Genomic DNA, 17916 nt, shown 5'->3' on the forward strand with positions numbered 1-17916 from the left:
TGGATTTAGCGACGCTCGCTCGTCAGGCAAGTGAAGATCTGACCAAGGGTTTTCCTGCTCTCTAAAAACCTGTAAATTACCACAAACAAGTTTGTGAGAAACGCCTTAAAACGCTGACTAACAGGGCCCTCCACTCACCTAATATAACGTATTAGATTTGATAAAAAAAGATGGCATGGGGTCCGACATAGACTAGGGTGCACTACCTATCGGAAGCCAAATACCGGCTGCAAAAAAACAAGGCGAAAATCAAGGACTTAGTAGTGCTAAAAACTCTGCCTCGTCGATTGTCGTAATCCCTAATTCTCGAGCAGCTTTCACCTTCGAGCCGAGATCGCTCCCTACAACGAGGTAGTCACACTTCCTAGAAATATTCGAACGAGTGAGCCCTCCTTTTTCACGCACAAGCGCAAGTGCTTCCGTACGGGAGAAGGACTCAAGACGACCAGTGAAGACAAAGACTTTCCCGGAGATATTGGAGGTATCAGAAAAGTCTTTGGTCTCTGAAATTCCATTACCCAGACCGAGATCAAAAAGGGCTAAAATCTCTTTTCGGAAAACTGGGGAATCGAAGTGCTGCTGAAGCGCTCTCTGCGTTCTTTGTTTTAGCTCAAGATCGCCCGAGGGGCATCCTTGCTCCGCCCATTCAGCGAAATGAGCCAAATCCCCCAACGCGGATGCAACCTTACCGGATCTAACCAGGCCAATTTCCGGGATCGCTAATCCGTAAACTAGTCGAGCAAAAGAACGCTCCTGACATTTTTCCAACGACTCCATCATTCGAGCAGCGGACTCATCTGACAAATGCGGTAACTGCACTAAGTCTTCGTCCTGCAAAACAAACAGATCCGAGATACTCGCTAATTTACCCGTCTTAACCAGCTCCGAAAGCGTTGCCTCGCCCCACCCTTCGATGTCCATCGCGCTCTTGGAAACAAAGTGCAATAACCGCTGCTTCAATCTCTCCGGACATGAAACGTCCGGACAATAGACTTTCACCTGACCCTCTTTCCGAACAAACTTCGAGCCGCAGGCAGAACAATATTCTGGAGCTTGCCAATAGGGACTCGATGGCGACCGCGAGGCCAAATCGACCCCGGTCACTTGCGGTATGATTTCTCCCGCCTTTTTCACAAAAACGAAATCTCCCTCTCGCAAATCCTTCTCCTCCACAAAACGAAACGAATGCAAACTGGCCCGACTGACTCGACTACCTCCGATTTCAATTTCCTCCAAATGGGCTACGGGCGTCACAAGTCCCGTCTTACCCACCTGAGGGATTATCTCAAGCAAACGAGTCCGATGCATTGAGCCGACTGACTTGTACGCAAGCGCCCAGTTGGGAGCATACCTCGAGACCCCAAGTCGTTCCTGTTGTCCGAAGCTAGAAACCTTGATAACAGTCCCGTCTGTAGGAAATGGATACATCAGTCGCTCACTCTGAGAAAGCTCTACCGCCTCCGCCAAGGATTCGTAGCCACTCACCTGCACCACGGGTTGCAAGGTTTCGAATCCCCATTTCTCCAATAGCTTATAAAACTCCCATTGAGTAGAGGGCCGCAAATGAATCGGCGAAAAGTCCCCGAGTCCGAAAACCACTAGCGACAAATCGCGTTTTCGGATCTTCTCGACGTCCTTTAGTTTTAGACTTCCTGCCGCCAAATTTCTGGGATGCGAAAACGGTTTTTCACCGCTACGCAAACGAGCCTCGTTCACTTTTCGAAAGTCCTCGAAACTCAGATAGACTTCACCTCTAAGTTCGATTCGTCTAGGAATGATATCTCCAGCCAAGTTCAACGGCAGCCCTTCGATTTCCATTACCGCCTGCGACACGTCTTCTCCGACCTTCCCATTTCCTCGGGATAAAGCTCTCGCGAAAACCCCGTTCTCGTAAACAAGGCTAACCGCGACACCGTCGACCTTCGGCTCTACGAGTAAAGAAACCTCTTCCCCTCGGGAACTTCCAACTACCTTATCGTAAAAGTCTCGCAGTTCAGATTTTGAATACGCCTTTTCAAGGCTAAGCATCGGGGCACCATGCTTCGATTCATTAACACCGGCCTGACGATCATCGCCAATCGTATCGACAGTAAGTTCTTCGGAATACAATTGCTCGAGCGAGCGAAGCTTTTCCTTAAGCAAATCATACTCCGCATCGCTGATTTCCGGCGTCGCTTTCTGGTAGTACAGTTCGTCGTGATAAGCGATCTCCGCTTTCAATGCCTCAATCCTATCCTGGATAGACAGTATTGGCACCGGCTCAGTTTCTCGCACGCCTCCTCGGGCGCTACTCGAACCACTCAAAAGAGAGGTCCAAAGCATACACAGGAATAGAATCCGTAGGCTAGGGCGAGCCAACGGTGACAAGAGAGTGGGGTAACAGGTCACTGACTAGAAGATGATCACCGTTCCCTCTCGTCGGCAACTCTCATCTAGACCTTTCCTTCAACCAAATTGATAACTCGCGACTCCTGAAACGCCGGGCTTACAGGAAAAGACGCCCCCGGCCAATGGCTCCCGATCCCAATCGGATTCTTCAAAGCCCACACTCGCAGTCGAGATATATAGCGTATCCAAATCCTCACCACCAAACGCACATGACGTCACCTTGGACACAGGTAAATCGACTTGAAGCAAGGCCTTGCCCGTTTGAGGATCAAAACGGCGAACGCAGCCGCCGTCCCAAAAAGCGACCCATAACATACCCTCCGCATCGATCGTCATCCCGTCAGGTACCGCTTGGCTACCTCGCACATCGACGACAACTCGCTCGTTCCTTATAGAACCCGTATCGATGTCGAAATCATAGGCCCAAACAACTCGCTCCGGACTATCGATGTAATACATCGTTTTCGAATCACCGCTCCAAGCGAGACCATTAGAGCAAGTCACCGATTTCTTTAGAACCGAGAAATCGGAACCATTGCGTTCAACACGATAAAAGCACTGTTGGTTCTCAGGCCCCTCACAACCAACGTAAAACCTACCGTCAGGACCCGCCTTCCCATCGTTGAGTCGATTGAGCGGATCCCCAGCCATCGGATCGCATAGCTTAACACCTTCTCCAGTTTCGAAATTGAACTGGTAAACTCCGTCCTTGAGGCCGAGGAGCAACTCTCCGGATTTTGTTTCCGCAACCGTTCCAACCGCTTGGCCCACTTGCATCGCCTCATTCTTGCCGCTTTTAGGATCGAAGCGGCATACCCGCTCACCCAAAATATCGATCCAGTACAAACGTTGAAGCGATTCGCTCCAAAGAACGCCTTCGCCGAGCTCAGCCCGATCATGGTAAACGCATTTCGCCTCAATCATGGTTTCAAAGCCAAAAGGCGAGCATCGGGATGGCCAACTAATTCCCCATCTTCCAATAGACTAAAAAAGCTGCTGCTGTTCCGCGGCTTGTTTGCGAGCAGCGCTTCCCTGGCTCTCGATCAACAACTGTGGAATGCTGGCCCGTCCGTCTCTTAACTCACTGCAATAAAGCAAGAGCAACAAGGCACTGGCGAGGGCGTCGTACAAAGCGCAGTGGTAGTGACGACGATCGGTCGGACAATATTTGACAGCGAGCTCGTCTAGCTCGTGCTGCAGCTCCCAGCGGTGCACCAAATCCTCCAGCTTCAGAGTCGAGCCGTCGTCACCATAGTTGCGGTAAAGGTATCCCGTGTCGATCCATGGCCCCCAATCCGTTCCTTTCGAACCGGTTTGTATCCAGTTCTCGGATCTTCTCGCATAGGGAAATACGGACTTGATCATGGAATTCTCCGCCGAGGCGAAGTGGGCAGCCAAGGGACCTGTTTCCCGCAAATTCGCAAATCGATCCCATTCATTGGCGAAGGGAAGCAAGCCTTTGACCGCATCGTTGCTGATGCCGTGGGTCGCTTGCTCCTTGCGCGAAATACTGGCTTTGGGCAGGCACAGCCGGGTCGATACGTTTTCGATCCGAGAGCCTTTAAGTGAGACAACGCCATACTCCACGATTCCGCAGTGCGGACCGCCTTCAAAGTCGATGACATGGATTGGCAGATCGTCCCAATAAGGATCCATAACACCCAGCAAAGGAAATTCTACTGGCATTGCAACAGCCTAGATGTACGGAGGATTCCTTAAGAAACTTTTTATGTTTAACACCCGCGACAAGCGGACCAATCTCCACCCCTTATGCAATTCGAAGAATTCGACGCTTTCACCGGAAAACTCTGCAAAGAAACGGAACGCATCATCATGGACTATTTCGAGTCGCCCGACCTCGAAGTACTTTCAAAAAGCGACGACACGCCAGTAACCGCGGCTGACCGAAAAGCGGAGCAGATGATCCGGACCGCGATCGAAACGGTGTACCCTGAGCACGGAATCATGGGAGAAGAATTCGGGGAAACAAACCAAGATGCTGAATATCAATGGGTAGTGGATCCCATCGATGGCACCAAAACATTTACCGCCGGCTCTCCCCTATTCGGAACGATGATCGCTCTGCTCAAAGATGGCGAACCCCTCTTCGGATCCATAAATTATCCCGCCGTCCATAAACGCCTCTCCGGCGATAATGAGCGAGCTTTCTGCAACCGAAAACCAATTGCCTCCCGCACCGGAATCGCCCTCTCCGATGCGATAGTGCTCACCACCGACGTCCAGTCTGTGGCAGAATTCCAGAGTGGCCCCAACTTCGAAGACCTGCTCGCGAAGACCCGTTTCTGCCGCACTTGGGGCGACTGTTTTGGCTACTTCCTCGTGGCCACAGGCAAGGCCGACATAATGCTCGACCCCATCATGAACCCTTGGGACATCATGGCCCTCGTGCCCATCCTTCGTGGAGCAAAGGCTGGGATTAGCGACTGGTTTGGCGACAATCCGGCCAAGGGTGAATCTTGTTTGGCTGCCAATGCGGATTTGCACGAAGCGGTGGTGCAAATCCTAAATAAATAGGTCGCCCGCCCTACTTCGCCGTCTCGATAAACCGCTGCTCGCGGACAACTGTCACGCGGATTGTGCTCGGGAACTCGAGGTGCTCCTCGATCTTGTCGCGTATCTCGCGAGCCAACTTACGAGCGTCTCCATCTGAGATCTGACGCGGATCGACGATAACTCGCACTTCGCGCCCAGCTTGGATCGCGTAGGCGCTGCGGATTCCTTCGAAGGACAATGCCACTTCCTCGAGCTCCTTCAGCCTGTCGATATAGGAAGTTAAGGTCTCGGAGCGAGCGCCGGGACGGACAGCTGAAATAGTGTCGGCAAGGATAACCACCGCAGCATAGAGCGATTCCGGCGGCACTTCCTCGTGGTGGGCTGCCACCGCATTGACCACGATACGATCTTCTCCGCGGGCTCTCACAAACTCGGCTCCCACCATGGCATGGCTGCCCTCATACTCACCATCGATTGCCTTGCCGATGTCATGCAGCAAGGCGGCACGCTTAGCGATGTGTGGATCCAGTCCCAATTCCGATGCGATGATCGAAGCGAGAAAACCTGCTTCCACCGAGTGCTCGAGGGCGTTTTGAGAGTAAGAGGTGCGAAACTTGAGTTTACCCAAGAGGGTAATGATTTCCGGATGGACGCGAGAAATCTTGAGGTGGGATACGGCCGCGTCTCCCGCATTTTCAACGATCTGGTCTACATCGTTTCTCGCCTCGCTAACAAACTCCTCGATGGTCGCCGGATGGATGCGACCGTCCGCTACAAGTCGCTCGAGAGCTGTTTTTGCGATCTCTCGGCGGACTGGGTCGAAAGAGGAAACCATCACCATACTAGGCGATTCATCGATCAGCAGAGTGGTGCCGGTCGCGGTTTCGAAGCATTTGATGTTGCGGCCTTCCCGACCAATGATGCGGCCCTTCATCTCGTCGTTCGGCAACTGAACGATCGCAGCGGTGATATCGTTGTTTGGCTTGCTGGCGATGCGTTGCATGGCCGCCAAAATGGTTCTCCGAGCTTCACGGTGAATGTCTGCCTCAGATCGTTCTAGGACATCTTTACGCAAATTCTTCAGCTCCTCCAAACAATCGAGGCGAACCTGCTCCCTCAATGATTCCTTGATCTCCTGGACATCCATGGAAGCGAGGTTGGCCATCGTCCGCTGCATGTTGGCGGACATCTGGGCTAAGTTGGTTCGGTTCTCCTGCAGCTCATCGAGTTCCTTCTCGATTCGCTTTTGCCGCAACTCCAGCTGGTGATCCAAGGCGCCTATTGATTCTTCGTGCGAGCGGATCTCCTTGAGCTTCATCTCGATCTCCAACTCAGCCCGTTGTTCGGCTCGTTCGAAATCGGTTCGCAGTCCCTCGATTTCGCGTTCCACCTTAGCTCGCGCGTCCAGGGTCTCGATCTCCGCCTTGCGGCGGGCCATCTCCAAGAGATTATCCGCGTCTAACTTAGCCCGCTTGCGAGACTGCCTCATCCCCCAACGCAACACAATGTAGCCGAGGAGAAATCCGACTGCGAGAGCCGAAAGACCAATCCATATGCCGTTACCCATAGATTAAAAAAAAAGACACCCAGATCGGGGCCTCACCGGAGCAAGCAAAAACCGTTTCAACGCCATGGCAACAACAAGTTCCGCCCCAAAGCCAAGAGTTTGCAAAGCGCTGATTATGAGAATAGTGTGTAAAAGCCGGCTTCAGATTGAAAACTTGTACATCTCAGGTTTGCTTTCTGAGTTTAGCTAGGGTGTTCTATCCCAGTAGTTTTCTTTAACACCCCACATTTTGAAGTATGCCGAGTAGGCTTGCCAGAAAGACATTGGCCGAGATTGAGAAGGCCCTATCCGAAGAGCGCACCACCGCTATTACTGAGATCATTCAATTGATCCAGCAACTAGCTGCCAAGGCGTTCAGCATCTCAATCAGCGAGCTTTCTCTGATGATCGGGCGAGACCCAACGATTACAGAGAAGGTAATCAGCGCCGCGAATACTTTGGGCTATAATCCGAGCGGGGTTCCGATCAGCACCATCTCTGAAGCTCTCCATACAGTAGGTTTCGAGAAAATCCGAAATCTAGCGATATCCCTGATGCTAGCAGAAAACTCAGGGGAAGGCCGCAATACCTATGAACAGAGAAACACCGCTGCCCTATGCGTCTGCAGCGGCATGCTCGCGGAAGAGTTACACCGTTTGCCTGACGAAAATGAAGAAGGATCCGAGGTCGTTTTTGTATCTGCATCCCTCAGGAACTATGGCCGGATTCTGCTATCCACTTTCCTAGTCGACAACTATCGACTAGCCCGCTCCCACGCTCTCGACATGCGGGAGGACGAAGCCTTCAAGCACGTTTTTGGGCTTACCCCAATCGAAGTCGGAAGACACATATTGCAGCAGACGAATCTCCCCAAAGGAATCCTACAATCGCTTTCGCCTTTGGAGGATGCTCATTTGAAGCGTCCTGCCACAAGATTGGAGGACCAGATTCTCGTCCTGTCAGAACTATCAGGGCGGGTCTGCTCAATTGTCTTTGACGAGCAGGTTTCGCCCCAGGACTTTAGCCAGTCCCTGGAGCAGACACTATCGGTCTTTTCCGGAGCTTACCCCATAAGCCCTGAACTCGTTAACGAAGCGCTTATCACGGTAGAGCAAAAGCTCACCACCCTCAATAGAGCCGTTGGCCTGAGCGATAGCCTATCTCCCGGCTCGGTGAATCTTCAAGCTCGACTGAATGGAGATCCTCTACCCGAACCTCCCCCGTTTGCACGCATCTCCGCTCAACTGAAGCAGAAGTCAGTCTCCGAGATGACTGAATCGGAGAGGGCTACCTTTTCCAACGCCACCTTTGCTCAAGCCGTCGAATCCATCGAAGCCTGTCTTGTTCCCGGGGCGAAATTCAAATTGGAGCAAGTATTCAGCTCCGTGAGCACTGCCTTCCGTGAAGCCGCCGACTTGGAGAACTGCCTGATTTTCGTGCGCGAAGAATTCGACGACCATTGCCTCTCTGCCCGCTACGGAAATGGGGACCTATATTCAAAGGTGAAGAATCGACCTATTCTCGCCCCAGAGAAAAAGGATATTTTTTCAATCTGCTTGGCTCGCAAGGAGGACGTCCTGATCGAGGATACCAACGTGGGTAAGATCCGCTCGATCATACCTGACTGGATCCACTCCGCCGGCGAAACCAGTTCCTTCATTATCCTACCGGTGACCTACAAGCATGAATTGAAATCGATCATCGTGGGCACAGTTTCTCACGGACGAAAGATCGATCTCAAACAAGAGGATTTGCGACACCTCCGCTCGATCAGATCTATGATTTCGGAGCTATATGGGATGATCGAATCACAAAATGTGACCGGCAAGTAGCGTCGTTTGTTTTCGGACAGCTTGAGCCCCCCTATCGTCATTCCATAGAGCCTAGACACCACGGGAACTCAGGGTACTTACGGCTTTGAAAACCCTCCCGCTGAGCTTGATTACCAATTCCGCCCCAAGACTCTAAACAATAAGGCCTTGCCGGCGAATTGACAGTGCATGGACCCAGTCAATCCGACCCTAGACGATCTTCAAAAAAGGTTCGAAACCCTATACCCCGCAGCACGAATCGGAAAGAGCCTCAGAGCTATAGTGGCCGAGGGTAGCGTGAACCCAGATGAAATCGTTCCCCTTGTACGACTCGAACCCCTTCTCACCGCCAGAATTTTAAGGGAGGCGAATCTCCTGCCAGACCGAAAGCCCGAAGGGTATACCAGTCTCGAAGAAGCGCTCACGGCTCTCGGCTTCCAGCGGATGTACGATCTGCTGGGGCTCTACTCTTATCCGAGAGGCAGCGAGGATCGCGTTTTCCCAACCGACTTGTGGAAGCGATCCATTACCTGTGCAATCTGCATGGAAATTCTCGCCGATAAACACAATTTGGACCAACACCAAGCATACGCTATTGGCTTGATTCATTCCTTAGCGGAAGCCGTCGTCAGCAAAGACGATGAGGAGATCGAATCCGCTCCAGAGTTCGACCACATCAACAACCGTTTGCAAATGTACAACCGCTCCGGTCTCTGCTACAGCATGCTCAAAGAGTGGGGATTGCCTACCAGCCTGATCGATCCGATTCGCTTCCAGTACTCCCCCTTGGATTGCAAAACCACGGGCAAATTGGCCTGCCTTCTCAATCTATCCAAATGGATCACCGGCGTGATCAGAGAAGTGGACGAAGTCCCAGACCAAGCTCTCGGACCAGACCTTCTTGTTCTGAATTTGCTCGGCGAAGGAGAACAGACGTTGTGGAATATCGTAACCGACGTTAGCGACGCCCTCCACCAGGCGGACTCTATCATACAGGGCGATTATACTGCCTGTTGATGAGCTAATCGTTACCGTGAATTTGCCAGCTGTTCAAGCTGGGCACTGACATCACTGCGACGGAGTTTCACCCGACTTAGATCGGGACTGAAGCTCCGTCATCGTATTGGGAAGCTCCACATCCACTGGCTTCACATCGATCGGCTTCTCCTCGGCCAAGTTGATTGGATCCATCTCCAACTCGGGCTTCTTCCGCCAATCGAAACCTTCCGCGTCCAGTTTGTCGCGGTACTCTTGCCGAAGTACGGCATCCGGATCAGGAGGAGGCCCTTCCTTTTCCACCTTCTTCTCGTCCGCGATATTGAGCTCCATCGGCGTGCTCATCTCCGTTCCTTTGTTGAGAAACTCATCGATGATAATCTTGAGGTAGGGAGCCGACATCATGACGAAGACACTAAGGATCAGAGCCGGAAGGATCATCATCAAAGTACGGCGGGAGAGCGGCTTCTCCATCTTGCTCTTCCACTGACGGCGCTTCTCGATAAAATTCGGTTCTCTGTTTTTCTGGTTCAACATGATCGTTTCCCTCTACCCTTTAAGAATTAGATCGCCGCAGAAAGGCAAGCGCCCAATAAGGACTCCACTACTCATGCCGAGTTCCTCCACCACTACTGAAACCCTGCTGGTCAAAGTCGTCCCGAACGCTTCGCGCAACGAAATGGCAGACTGGCAGGCAGACGGATCCCTAAAGGTAAGAATCCAAACGCCACCCCAAGACGGAAAGGCCAACAAAGCCCTGATTGCCTTTCTCGCCAAACAAGTCGGCGTATCCAAAAACCAAATCAAGATCGTGCGAGGCGAAACCAGCCGACAGAAATTGATTGCTTTCGAACGTCTCTCCTCTAGCCAATCCCAACAGATCCCTCGCCCCTGAACCACCTTCTCCAACAAAATGGGCAAAGATTCCAAAACCAAGAAATCAACCAAGAAGAAGAAGGCTCCCGTCTACCTGGGACTCGATGAAAACGGAGAGCCACCCGAGTTTCCCTACGTGCGAACCTCAGAATCCGCAATCCACAATCGTGGACTATTCGCCGCTTCTGATATCCCAGAGGGCGAGTACGTCATTCAGTACCTTGGCGAGCTGATCAAAAAAAAGGAATCTACCCGTCGAGCCAATTCCCAGCACGAACGATCCCTGGAAGAGGATGTCGGAGCCGTCTACATCTTCGAATTGGACGAAAAGACTGATATCGACGGAAACTTCGAGTGGAACATCGCCCGGCTAGCCAACCACTCTTGCTCCCCCAATTGCGAAGCACAAAACGTCGAGGGCGAGATCTGGCTTGTTTCTCTGACCGACATAAATGAGGGCGACGAAATCACTTTCGACTACGGGTATGCTTTGGAACACTGGAAAGAGCACCCTTGTCTTTGCGGGTCAGAAAACTGTGTTGGCCACATCGTGCGCAAGGAGGATTGGGACAAATTGAAAAAGCTCAAAAAGCGCCGCAAAAAAAAGGCCAGCTAACCCGCCCATGCCTAAGATCCTCACAGTCGTAGCCCTTCTCCTTGCCTTAACCGGTCAAGTCGCAAGCGCCGCTGTCGAGCATCGCGTCCGCAAGGGAGAGACACTCGCCGAGATCGCGGATCTGTATCGGGTCTCCGTTAAGGAGATAAAAAACGCGAACAATATCACGAACGCCAATCGTATCTCGATCGGCCAAAAACTCACGATACCAGGCGTTTCAGTCGCGACCGGAGCCAAGCACACCGTGCGGTCCGGAGAAACCTTAGACGAGATAGCCAAACGATATGGCGTCACGATCCAGGAACTAAAAACGGCCAACCAGATCACCAATGCAAACCGCATACGTATCGGCCAAACTCTTGTAATCCCAGGCTTGGCTGCAAAACCCGCCGCCCCAAACGTAACCGTCTCATCCACCGGTGAGCATACGGTGCAAGCCAGCGAAACTCTTACGGAAATAGCCAGTGCCTATCAGGTTTCGGTACAAGCCCTCAAAAGCGCCAACGATCTCGATGATGCGAATCTGATTTCGGTCGGCCAAAAGCTCAGGATCCCGGACGGCAAACCACAGTACATCGACTACACCATCCGTCGAGGTGACAGCCTCTCCGACATCGCCCGTGATTATGGAGTCGCGCTGAAAACGATCACCAGCCTCAACTCTATCAGCAATCCGAGCCGAATAAAGATCGGGCAAGTCATAAAGATACCGTCCCACGCCGGCATCACCACAAGTCGCGGAGCTCCCCAATTATCCACCAGCGATCTGTCAGCTCTGAGGAAAACGAGGCCCAACAAGGATAAGTGGAGACACATCGTCATTCATCACTCCGCCTCCAAATCCGGATCTGCCAAGGCTTTCGACCGCTTCCACCGCGAGGAGAGAAACATGGTCAACGGACTCGCCTACCACTTCGTCATCGGCAACGGCAACGGGATGGGCGATGGAGAGCTAGCCATCGGAGACCGATGGAAACGCCAGATACAAGGCGGGCACCTGGCCAGCTATACCCTCAACCAGATTAGCATCGGCATTTGCTTGGTCGGGGACTTCTCGAAAACAAAGCCGACCGCCAAACAAATGGCTACGCTCGAGGCCTTGGTTCGCTACCTCATGGCAAATACGCAGGTACCTGTGGCACGGGTCACAACGCATACCTTGATCCACCCCAAACATACGCTCTGCCCCGGCAAGTACTTCCCGACCGCCGCCTTCAAGAAGAAACTGGGCGGCTAGCTCAGCGGAAGGTTTTGATGCTAAACTGCGGATCGTATTCCGCCTTGTAGCTGACGCTGTTATAGTCGCCAAGCTTCCAACCAAGGATCGTTGGTTTCACCGTCAAATCCTCGCCAATCTTGTGGTAGCGCCACGCTTCGGGATCACTCATTCCATAACGAATGTGCACCTTCCAGCGAAGACGGTTGCGATCGTGCCCTTTGGCGCTGACCCACCCTTCTACCTCGAAACGATCGGCTCCGAGCTCCTTGATACGAGCATCAAAATTGCCCCAAACGCCATTGGAATTGAAACGAACCGGATTGAAGTGACACTCATCCGTTAGATCCAAATTGAAAGTCTCTACAATGTAATCGCGAGCGAGAGCGAAGAGCTCCCTACGGTGATTTGAGATCTCTTCCTCGTCTGGCTCAAAATCCCGAGCCGTGCAAACGCAAGCAATAGCCAACGCCGCCATGAGAAGAAGTCGGTTCATTACTCCCCTAATCGTCGTCCAGAGCAGATATTTTAGGGGATCCTCCAAGTTTCCCCGGATTCGCCCCTAGAATGAGAGGCGATGAAACAGCTGTCTGCGGCATTTATTTTCTGGAAAACCAGATGGCAATCAATAGCTTACGCCACCAATGATCACCCCGCTCGAGGAAAGCCTCCTCAAGGCAATGATTGTCGTTATCATGTTTGGGCTTGGATGTTCCCTCTCACTGAGCGACTTCAAAAGCGCCATCAAAACGCCCAAACCTGTCTTAGTTGGCTTCCTATCCCAATACATCATTATGCCGGCCTTGGCCTTCGGCATGGCTAAGTTTTTCGAAATGCCCAATGTTTGGGCAGTTGGAATCATTATCGTCGCATGTTGCCCCTCCGGCACGACCTCCAGCCTTTTCAACTACTTCGCTAAAGGAGACCTAGCCCTTAGCATTTCACTAAGCTCAATCACCACGGGGGCAGCCCTCGTGGCGATGCCGATCCTCCTCACCGTATACGCAGGGCCCTTTGAAGCCGGTGACCTGCAGGTCGATACCGGCAAGGTAATCGTCTCCTTACTCGGCTGCCTCGTACCCGTGGCGGGCGGAATGTATCTACACCACAAAAGCCGACGTTGGGCCAAAAACATGGAGGATACCGGATCAGCTTTGGGCATCATCGTGATCCTTTTCCTCATCGTGAGCTGGTTACCCCGGAATTTTGATCAAATGATCAGCTCCGATCCCTCGATCCTGTTCACCAGCATAGGACTCGGCTTGGGAGGTTTTCTCTTCGGATATTGGCTCAGCCGCCTGCTCGGGCTAAGTCGACGTCGCTGTCGCACCGTTTCGCTCGAGACGGGCATCCAAAACGGGCCCCTCGCATTCGCGATCATCCTTCTCACCTTTCGGGACAACAAAGAGCTGGCCAACCAGATCCTTTGGCCCGCTCTCCTCTACTCCTTTTTCATCGTCAATACCTCCACGGTGGTCACTTACTTCATGCGAAGGATAGCCCATGCAGAATGGTTTCATACCGAAAACGACGAGGTAAAAAACACCCTCTTCACTCAGGGAAGCATTAAACCCTGATTTGCCATATCCCTAATTCGCGTTCGGAATCCGGAAATGGTTTCCGCTCGCCGAACAACCCCAACCCCCTAATACCCCACATGCCACGAAAGACCACGCAACGCGGCGGGTCGCCTCTACACTGGTCAGCAGAAAGCTGGGCCTTCATCTCGCTGCGACTCTTTATCGGACTCCGCTTTCTGCTCGCCGGACTCGGAAAATTCAAAACCCAAGAGGGTGACTACGCCTTTGCCCAATATTACGACGGGTTCGCCACTTGGATCATTGGAGCCTTCGAAAAGACAGATATCCCTGGCTTTTTGATAAGCCTCTACGCTTACAGCATTGGCTACGTCGAAATCGTCTTGGGCATCCTGCTTTTGGTCGGAGTAAAAACCAAATGGGTCCTCGCTTTGATCGCTCTAACCTTTGTCTCCCTCGCGTATGGCCAAATGGTACTGGGTGATAATTCCAAGGTAGACGATATCGGCCTTTACCTCCTCTTCACCTCCGCAGCACTCTACTTCGTTCGACACAACAAGCTGGAAGCACTGCGTTAGAAACGGCTAAGCCTGAGACCTCAGATTTCTCCGCCTCGATCTGCAATTGGATCGGGGCGTTTTATTTTTCGGATGTCTGCCCAATACGCCGCAACAAAACCCGCTTACCAAGATTCCATAGTGTCGATAATCCGACTTTGCTTCCCTCGACTTCCGTCCAAACCACGCCTACTTCCCGCATGGGACAACCGGTTTCACGAGCCTTCAAAATCAGCTCCAAATCGAAGCCAAAACCCAGCTCCCTTAACTCCAGACTGTAAGCTTGAAACCAAGCGTTATCCACGAACTTGCAGCCACACTGCGTATCCAAAACCCCGACACCATAGACGAGCTTAACCATCGCAGCAAACCCAGCCGCCACGCACTTTCGAATTCCCGATCGTTCAACCTTAGCCCCTACCGCCCTACGGCTCGCCATTACCAAACACAGATCCTTCTCCTCCAGAGCATCCCGTAAAACTCGTACGGTCTCGCTCGCCGACACCGATCCATCCGCATCAACGAACCCAAGCAGCACGGAATCACTCGGAGCTAAACGCCAACCCGATCGAATAGCCGCTCCTTTTCCGAGATGTTTCTGCATCGCATACACCTCCTCCAAAAAAGGGTAGTCATTTCGCAGCCTAGCAACAATGCGCCGCAGTGCCTCGACTTCGGAGAGCCCCGATCCATCGTCCACCAATAGCAAACCAATAGACAACTCAGATGCGTTTACCTCTTCACAGAGCTCGCGTAAGAAGCCCTCAACTCGGCCACTCTCCCTCAAGCAGGGAACCACTAAAAAACAGTCCATCACGTCCCGATCCACTTCCTAAACGTATCCATTCCCCAACTTCTGTTCTCTCCAACAACAGCCAAGTCGAAGCTTGAATTCACTGAAGAACATTCTGCCAATTCCTTCTCATCCATCAGAAAGGCTGCTGTGCTCAAAGCGTCAGCCAATCCCGCTGACTCGCATCGGGAGTAGCTTCGTTTCCATTCTACCACTCTGTCTTTGGTAGACACTATGTGCCCTCTTTGGAAACCAAGACCGGAACTTGAAATCGCTCCATTAAAAAAGGGCTCCAATTCAGTTCCATCTAGAGATCCACTCCAAGGGTCATCTCGGTTTGCGTTTTTAAAGAGCAGAGTACTCCCGCCAAAATTCGCCAAGATCTGAGGCACTTCCCAATCCTCGATTTCCATCATAGCTTCATCCAAAGCAAAGCCTTTACCAATCCCACCTAAATCCAGAAGAACTCCTTCTCGACACTTCAAAACAGTCCGTCCTGCTGGATCAATCTCCAGGGCTTCGTCAAAAGACTCCTCTTTTTCCGACAAAGAGATGTGTCTTAAATATGGAGGTACTTCACCTTTCTCTCGCAGGGCCAGCGTGCCAAGCATGGGATGAAACCGCTGTCTCGTCACCGAGCTAGCCTGTACGGCAAGCATCAAGCACTCGATACACTCTGTACTAATTTTCGTTCGCGAACCGACTTCCAAGAGATTAATCCGCGTTACGTCACTATTTTCCAAATACAAACTTAGCTTTTTTTCGATCTCGTCGATCCGTCCAAAAAAGCACTGTGCCACCTGGCTCGCATAGTCGCGATCGACTCCACCCGTAGAAAGTACCAGATCAGTCGCCATAGCCTGATGCCTGAACTCAGATAAACCTTCCTTTCTATTGATCTTCAACATCGGCTTGGATCCAAAGGCGAGCGACTTCGGGGTCGGCCCTTAAAGCAAGCAAGGTGTTTGGGCGCAGTCCATGCAACTCCCAAAACTCGCCTATCTCCCCATTCAGCTGATTAGCGTCGAGTAACCGCGTATCTATAATATCAACACGCCCCGTTCGATAACCCTCAAGATCCGACCAAAAACCTACCTTGGTCCGGGTCCTCAAATGCCAAGGCAGAGGCCAAGCCGCATCCGGGCTAACAACCGAAATTGAAACATCGTCACCAACCGAGTCAATTCGTTCCAATAGCTTTTCGTAACGCGGGCTGGTATGCATGTAGAGGTAAGGATTTCGTGAGGCACTCGCGTATCTGAATACAGCCTTTTCCAGATTTCCCCTTAGCTCCCATCCGAGCAGCGACAGTATAGTAAATCCAAGGATACCCACTGCCAATTTCCTAACCCAACATTCCTCTTGAAAGAACAACTTAATCGTATCGGCGACAGCCGTCGCGACTCCATAGCTCAAAAACAAGTACGGCGTAAGCAAGAGCCATGGCGTTTTGTAGGGAATCAAGCTATACAGAAGCAGCATCACCCAACCGGAAAGGCAAATCGATGCTCCTAGAGCATCCACCTTGACTCGCCGCAATAGCAGAAAGGAACCATACACGCATAAAAGTAAAAAGACTCCCTCCCCCCACTTTACGCCTTCAACGGTCTGAGGAGAGAGGATTTCTAAATAATAGAAAAATGGCTTCTCATGTCCTGCTCCTTCGGAGCGCTCCGCATAATTGAAGAAGGCCTTGATGCCATCGCTTATCCCAGCCGGATTCTCGAAAAACGATGAAAAGAATATACAATGCAAGGCGACGACAATCCCAGTCGCAAGCGAGAGGTGAAGAAGCGAACTAACTCGAAACACCTTGGACAGATCCCCCTGTATCCACCGAATGCAAACCACCGAGCTAGCTAAAGCGAACAAATGAATAACTGCCGTCTCCTTAGTAACATGCATCAGCCCGAACAGGAGACCTGCCAATATCGCGGGTCCGATGGAGTTCTTTTTGAGGTACAGTTGAAGCGTCAAAAACAAGGCTAGGGTAAGACTGACAAGTATCGCCTCCTGAATATAATAAGCTCCATAGATCACACAAAGTGGACTAGCTGCGATCAACAGTCCCCACACGAGAGCCCTGCCTTTTTGTTTTCTGCCCAAAGCGAAAAGCCCGAGAGCTAAGCCTAGAATACTTGCGCCAATCGGTATCCAACGCATGGACGCATCGTTCAACTCCGCAGAATCATCGACCAGCAACGAAGAAAACCAATCCGTCAAATAGTAGAGAAGTGGTCCATGATGCTCAGTCGGGTCGTAACGATATTCTCCCGTCTCGATCAAACGCCACGCTTGATAAGATTGCACTCCCTCATCCGCATGGAAAAGACGAAGCTGCGAACTCTCGATTCGCAGCCACAAAGCGAACCCCAGCGTAATCAAAGCCGGGATCCAGAACAGCTTAATTACTCTCCTAATAGGAACCAAACACCTCAACCTCTACGTAGTGATTCATCTCATTACTTGTATTACCATCTGAATACAAACGTACGTATCTCGCTTTCGCTTCTTTGCCAGAGATTAGCTTACCTTTGTTGGTTTCGATGTAAGCCATATCTTTACCGACCCCAAAACCTGCCGAATTGTCATGGTCGTTGTTATACAAGGTTACCACTCCACCAGAAAAGGACTCATCATTCGAAACCTGGATAACAACATCCACATAAGCACGTTTCTGAGAATGAAAATGCCAAAGGCCGATTCCATAAATGGTGGCCTCCTCTTCGAGATCTATCTGAGCCCACTGTAGTCCCTGTGCGAGCTCCACAAAGTAACCTTCCTCGCTCTCCTTGTCTCCATCAGTGAGCAACTCAAGCTCTCCGATGATCGGAAAATCGTCACTTGAAGTAACTTCTTTGCCATAAGCGAGGTTCTCGACTCCGTCAGGAGCAAGGACAACGGGAGGTGGCGTGTCGGCGGACTCAAGATTTGGCAGGACGATTGGAACCGGAGTGCCGGAGAGAAACGGAGCTGGATACTCCAGCTCAATAGGAGATTTCTCAGCTATGGCTAGTGCTGAAAAACTTGATACAGCTATGATTGCTAGAATTCTTTTATACATA

The 17916-nt window shown here is 51.6% G+C and carries 18 protein-coding genes; 8 read left to right on the forward strand and 10 right to left on the reverse strand.

All coding sequences use genetic code 11. The features are described 5' to 3' along the window. Positions 1-249: 249 nt before the first annotated feature. The 3 genes from ligA to H5P27_RS12570 form a co-directional block, all read right to left on the reverse strand. Positions 250-2256, reverse strand: coding sequence for an NAD-dependent DNA ligase LigA (ligA, locus tag H5P27_RS12560; RefSeq protein ID WP_185660746.1), 2007 nt, complete (start codon positions 2254-2256; stop codon positions 250-252). Between the two features lie 189 nt (positions 2257-2445). Continuing rightward, positions 2446-3312: an SMP-30/gluconolactonase/LRE family protein gene (locus tag H5P27_RS12565; protein WP_185660747.1), complete on the reverse strand. Its 867-nt coding sequence runs from the start codon at positions 3310-3312 to the stop codon at positions 2446-2448. 60 nt (positions 3313-3372) lie between these two features. Further along, positions 3373-4074, reverse strand: a complete 702-nt coding sequence (locus tag H5P27_RS12570; protein ID WP_185660748.1) for a 3'-5' exonuclease — start codon at positions 4072-4074, stop codon at positions 3373-3375. Between the two features lie 84 nt (positions 4075-4158). On the opposite strand from H5P27_RS12570, the gene H5P27_RS12575 reads away from it, so the two are divergent. Beyond that, positions 4159-4923: an inositol monophosphatase family protein gene (locus tag H5P27_RS12575; protein ID WP_185660749.1), complete on the forward strand. Its 765-nt coding sequence runs from the start codon at positions 4159-4161 to the stop codon at positions 4921-4923. Between the two features lie 10 nt (positions 4924-4933). Here H5P27_RS12575 and rny read toward each other — a convergent pair whose 3' ends face one another. After that, the gene (rny, locus tag H5P27_RS12580) at positions 4934-6469 is read right to left on the reverse strand and encodes a ribonuclease Y (protein WP_185660750.1); all 1536 of its coding nucleotides are present in this window, start codon (positions 6467-6469) and stop codon (positions 4934-4936) included. Positions 6470-6705: 236 nt separating this feature from the next. On the opposite strand from rny, the gene H5P27_RS12585 reads away from it, so the two are divergent. Then, positions 6706-8280 (forward strand): HDOD domain-containing protein, encoded by a 1575-nt coding sequence (locus H5P27_RS12585; RefSeq protein ID WP_185660751.1) that lies wholly within the window; start codon positions 6706-6708, stop codon positions 8278-8280. Between the two features lie 168 nt (positions 8281-8448). Continuing rightward, on the forward strand, positions 8449-9276 hold the full coding sequence (locus H5P27_RS12590) for an HDOD domain-containing protein (RefSeq protein ID WP_185660752.1): 828 nt from the start codon (positions 8449-8451) through the stop codon (positions 9274-9276). A gap of 51 nt (positions 9277-9327) precedes the next feature. Here the strand turns inward: H5P27_RS12590 and H5P27_RS12595 are convergent, their stop codons facing one another. Next, positions 9328-9792 (reverse strand): hypothetical protein, encoded by a 465-nt coding sequence (locus tag H5P27_RS12595; RefSeq protein WP_185660753.1) that lies wholly within the window; start codon positions 9790-9792, stop codon positions 9328-9330. Positions 9793-9865: 73 nt separating this feature from the next. Here H5P27_RS12595 and H5P27_RS12600 point away from each other — a divergent pair, with 73 nt between their 5' ends. From H5P27_RS12600 to H5P27_RS12610, 3 genes are read left to right on the forward strand one after another with little or no spacing between them, the layout of a single operon-like run. Next, the gene (locus H5P27_RS12600; RefSeq protein WP_185660754.1) at positions 9866-10150 is read left to right on the forward strand and encodes a DUF167 domain-containing protein; all 285 of its coding nucleotides are present in this window, start codon (positions 9866-9868) and stop codon (positions 10148-10150) included. Between the two features lie 18 nt (positions 10151-10168). Then, positions 10169-10747, forward strand: a complete 579-nt coding sequence (locus H5P27_RS12605; RefSeq protein WP_185660755.1) for an SET domain-containing protein — start codon at positions 10169-10171, stop codon at positions 10745-10747. A 7-nt stretch (positions 10748-10754) separates the two neighbouring features. After that, positions 10755-11984 carry a LysM peptidoglycan-binding domain-containing protein gene (locus tag H5P27_RS12610; protein WP_185660756.1) on the forward strand — a complete coding sequence of 410 codons (1230 nt, stop codon included), beginning with the start codon at positions 10755-10757 and terminating at the stop codon, positions 11982-11984. 1 nt (position 11985) lies between these two features. Here H5P27_RS12610 and H5P27_RS12615 read toward each other — a convergent pair whose 3' ends face one another. After that, on the reverse strand, positions 11986-12459 hold the full coding sequence (locus tag H5P27_RS12615; protein ID WP_185660757.1) for a hypothetical protein: 474 nt from the start codon (positions 12457-12459) through the stop codon (positions 11986-11988). A 148-nt stretch (positions 12460-12607) separates the two neighbouring features. Between H5P27_RS12615 and H5P27_RS12620 the strand changes: the two genes are divergently transcribed. Next, on the forward strand, positions 12608-13540 hold the full coding sequence (locus H5P27_RS12620; RefSeq protein ID WP_185660758.1) for a bile acid:sodium symporter: 933 nt from the start codon (positions 12608-12610) through the stop codon (positions 13538-13540). Positions 13541-13620: 80 nt separating this feature from the next. After that, positions 13621-14079: a DoxX family membrane protein gene (locus tag H5P27_RS12625; protein ID WP_185660759.1), complete on the forward strand. Its 459-nt coding sequence runs from the start codon at positions 13621-13623 to the stop codon at positions 14077-14079. Between the two features lie 61 nt (positions 14080-14140). On the opposite strand, the gene H5P27_RS12630 is transcribed toward H5P27_RS12625, so the two are convergent. The 4 genes from H5P27_RS12630 to H5P27_RS12645 are packed head-to-tail and all read right to left on the reverse strand — an operon-like array spanning position 14141 to position 17915. Continuing rightward, entirely contained in the window at positions 14141-14872 is a 732-nt protein-coding gene (locus H5P27_RS12630; protein WP_185660760.1) for a glycosyltransferase, read from the reverse strand. After that, on the reverse strand, positions 14872-15759 hold the full coding sequence (locus H5P27_RS12635) for an FAD:protein FMN transferase (RefSeq protein ID WP_185660761.1): 888 nt from the start codon (positions 15757-15759) through the stop codon (positions 14872-14874). The genes H5P27_RS12630 and H5P27_RS12635 overlap by 1 nt, the downstream gene beginning before the upstream one ends. Continuing rightward, positions 15743-17236 (reverse strand): glycosyltransferase family 39 protein, encoded by a 1494-nt coding sequence (locus H5P27_RS12640; protein WP_185660762.1) that lies wholly within the window; start codon positions 17234-17236, stop codon positions 15743-15745. The genes H5P27_RS12635 and H5P27_RS12640 overlap by 17 nt, the downstream gene beginning before the upstream one ends. A 31-nt stretch (positions 17237-17267) precedes the next feature. Next, positions 17268-17915 (reverse strand): discoidin domain-containing protein, encoded by a 648-nt coding sequence (locus H5P27_RS12645; RefSeq protein WP_185660763.1) that lies wholly within the window; start codon positions 17913-17915, stop codon positions 17268-17270. Between the last annotated feature and the right edge of the window lies 1 nt (position 17916).

The sequence above is a fragment of the Pelagicoccus albus genome, from assembly GCF_014230145.1.
Classification (GTDB): Bacteria; Verrucomicrobiota; Verrucomicrobiia; order Opitutales; family Opitutaceae; genus Pelagicoccus; species Pelagicoccus albus.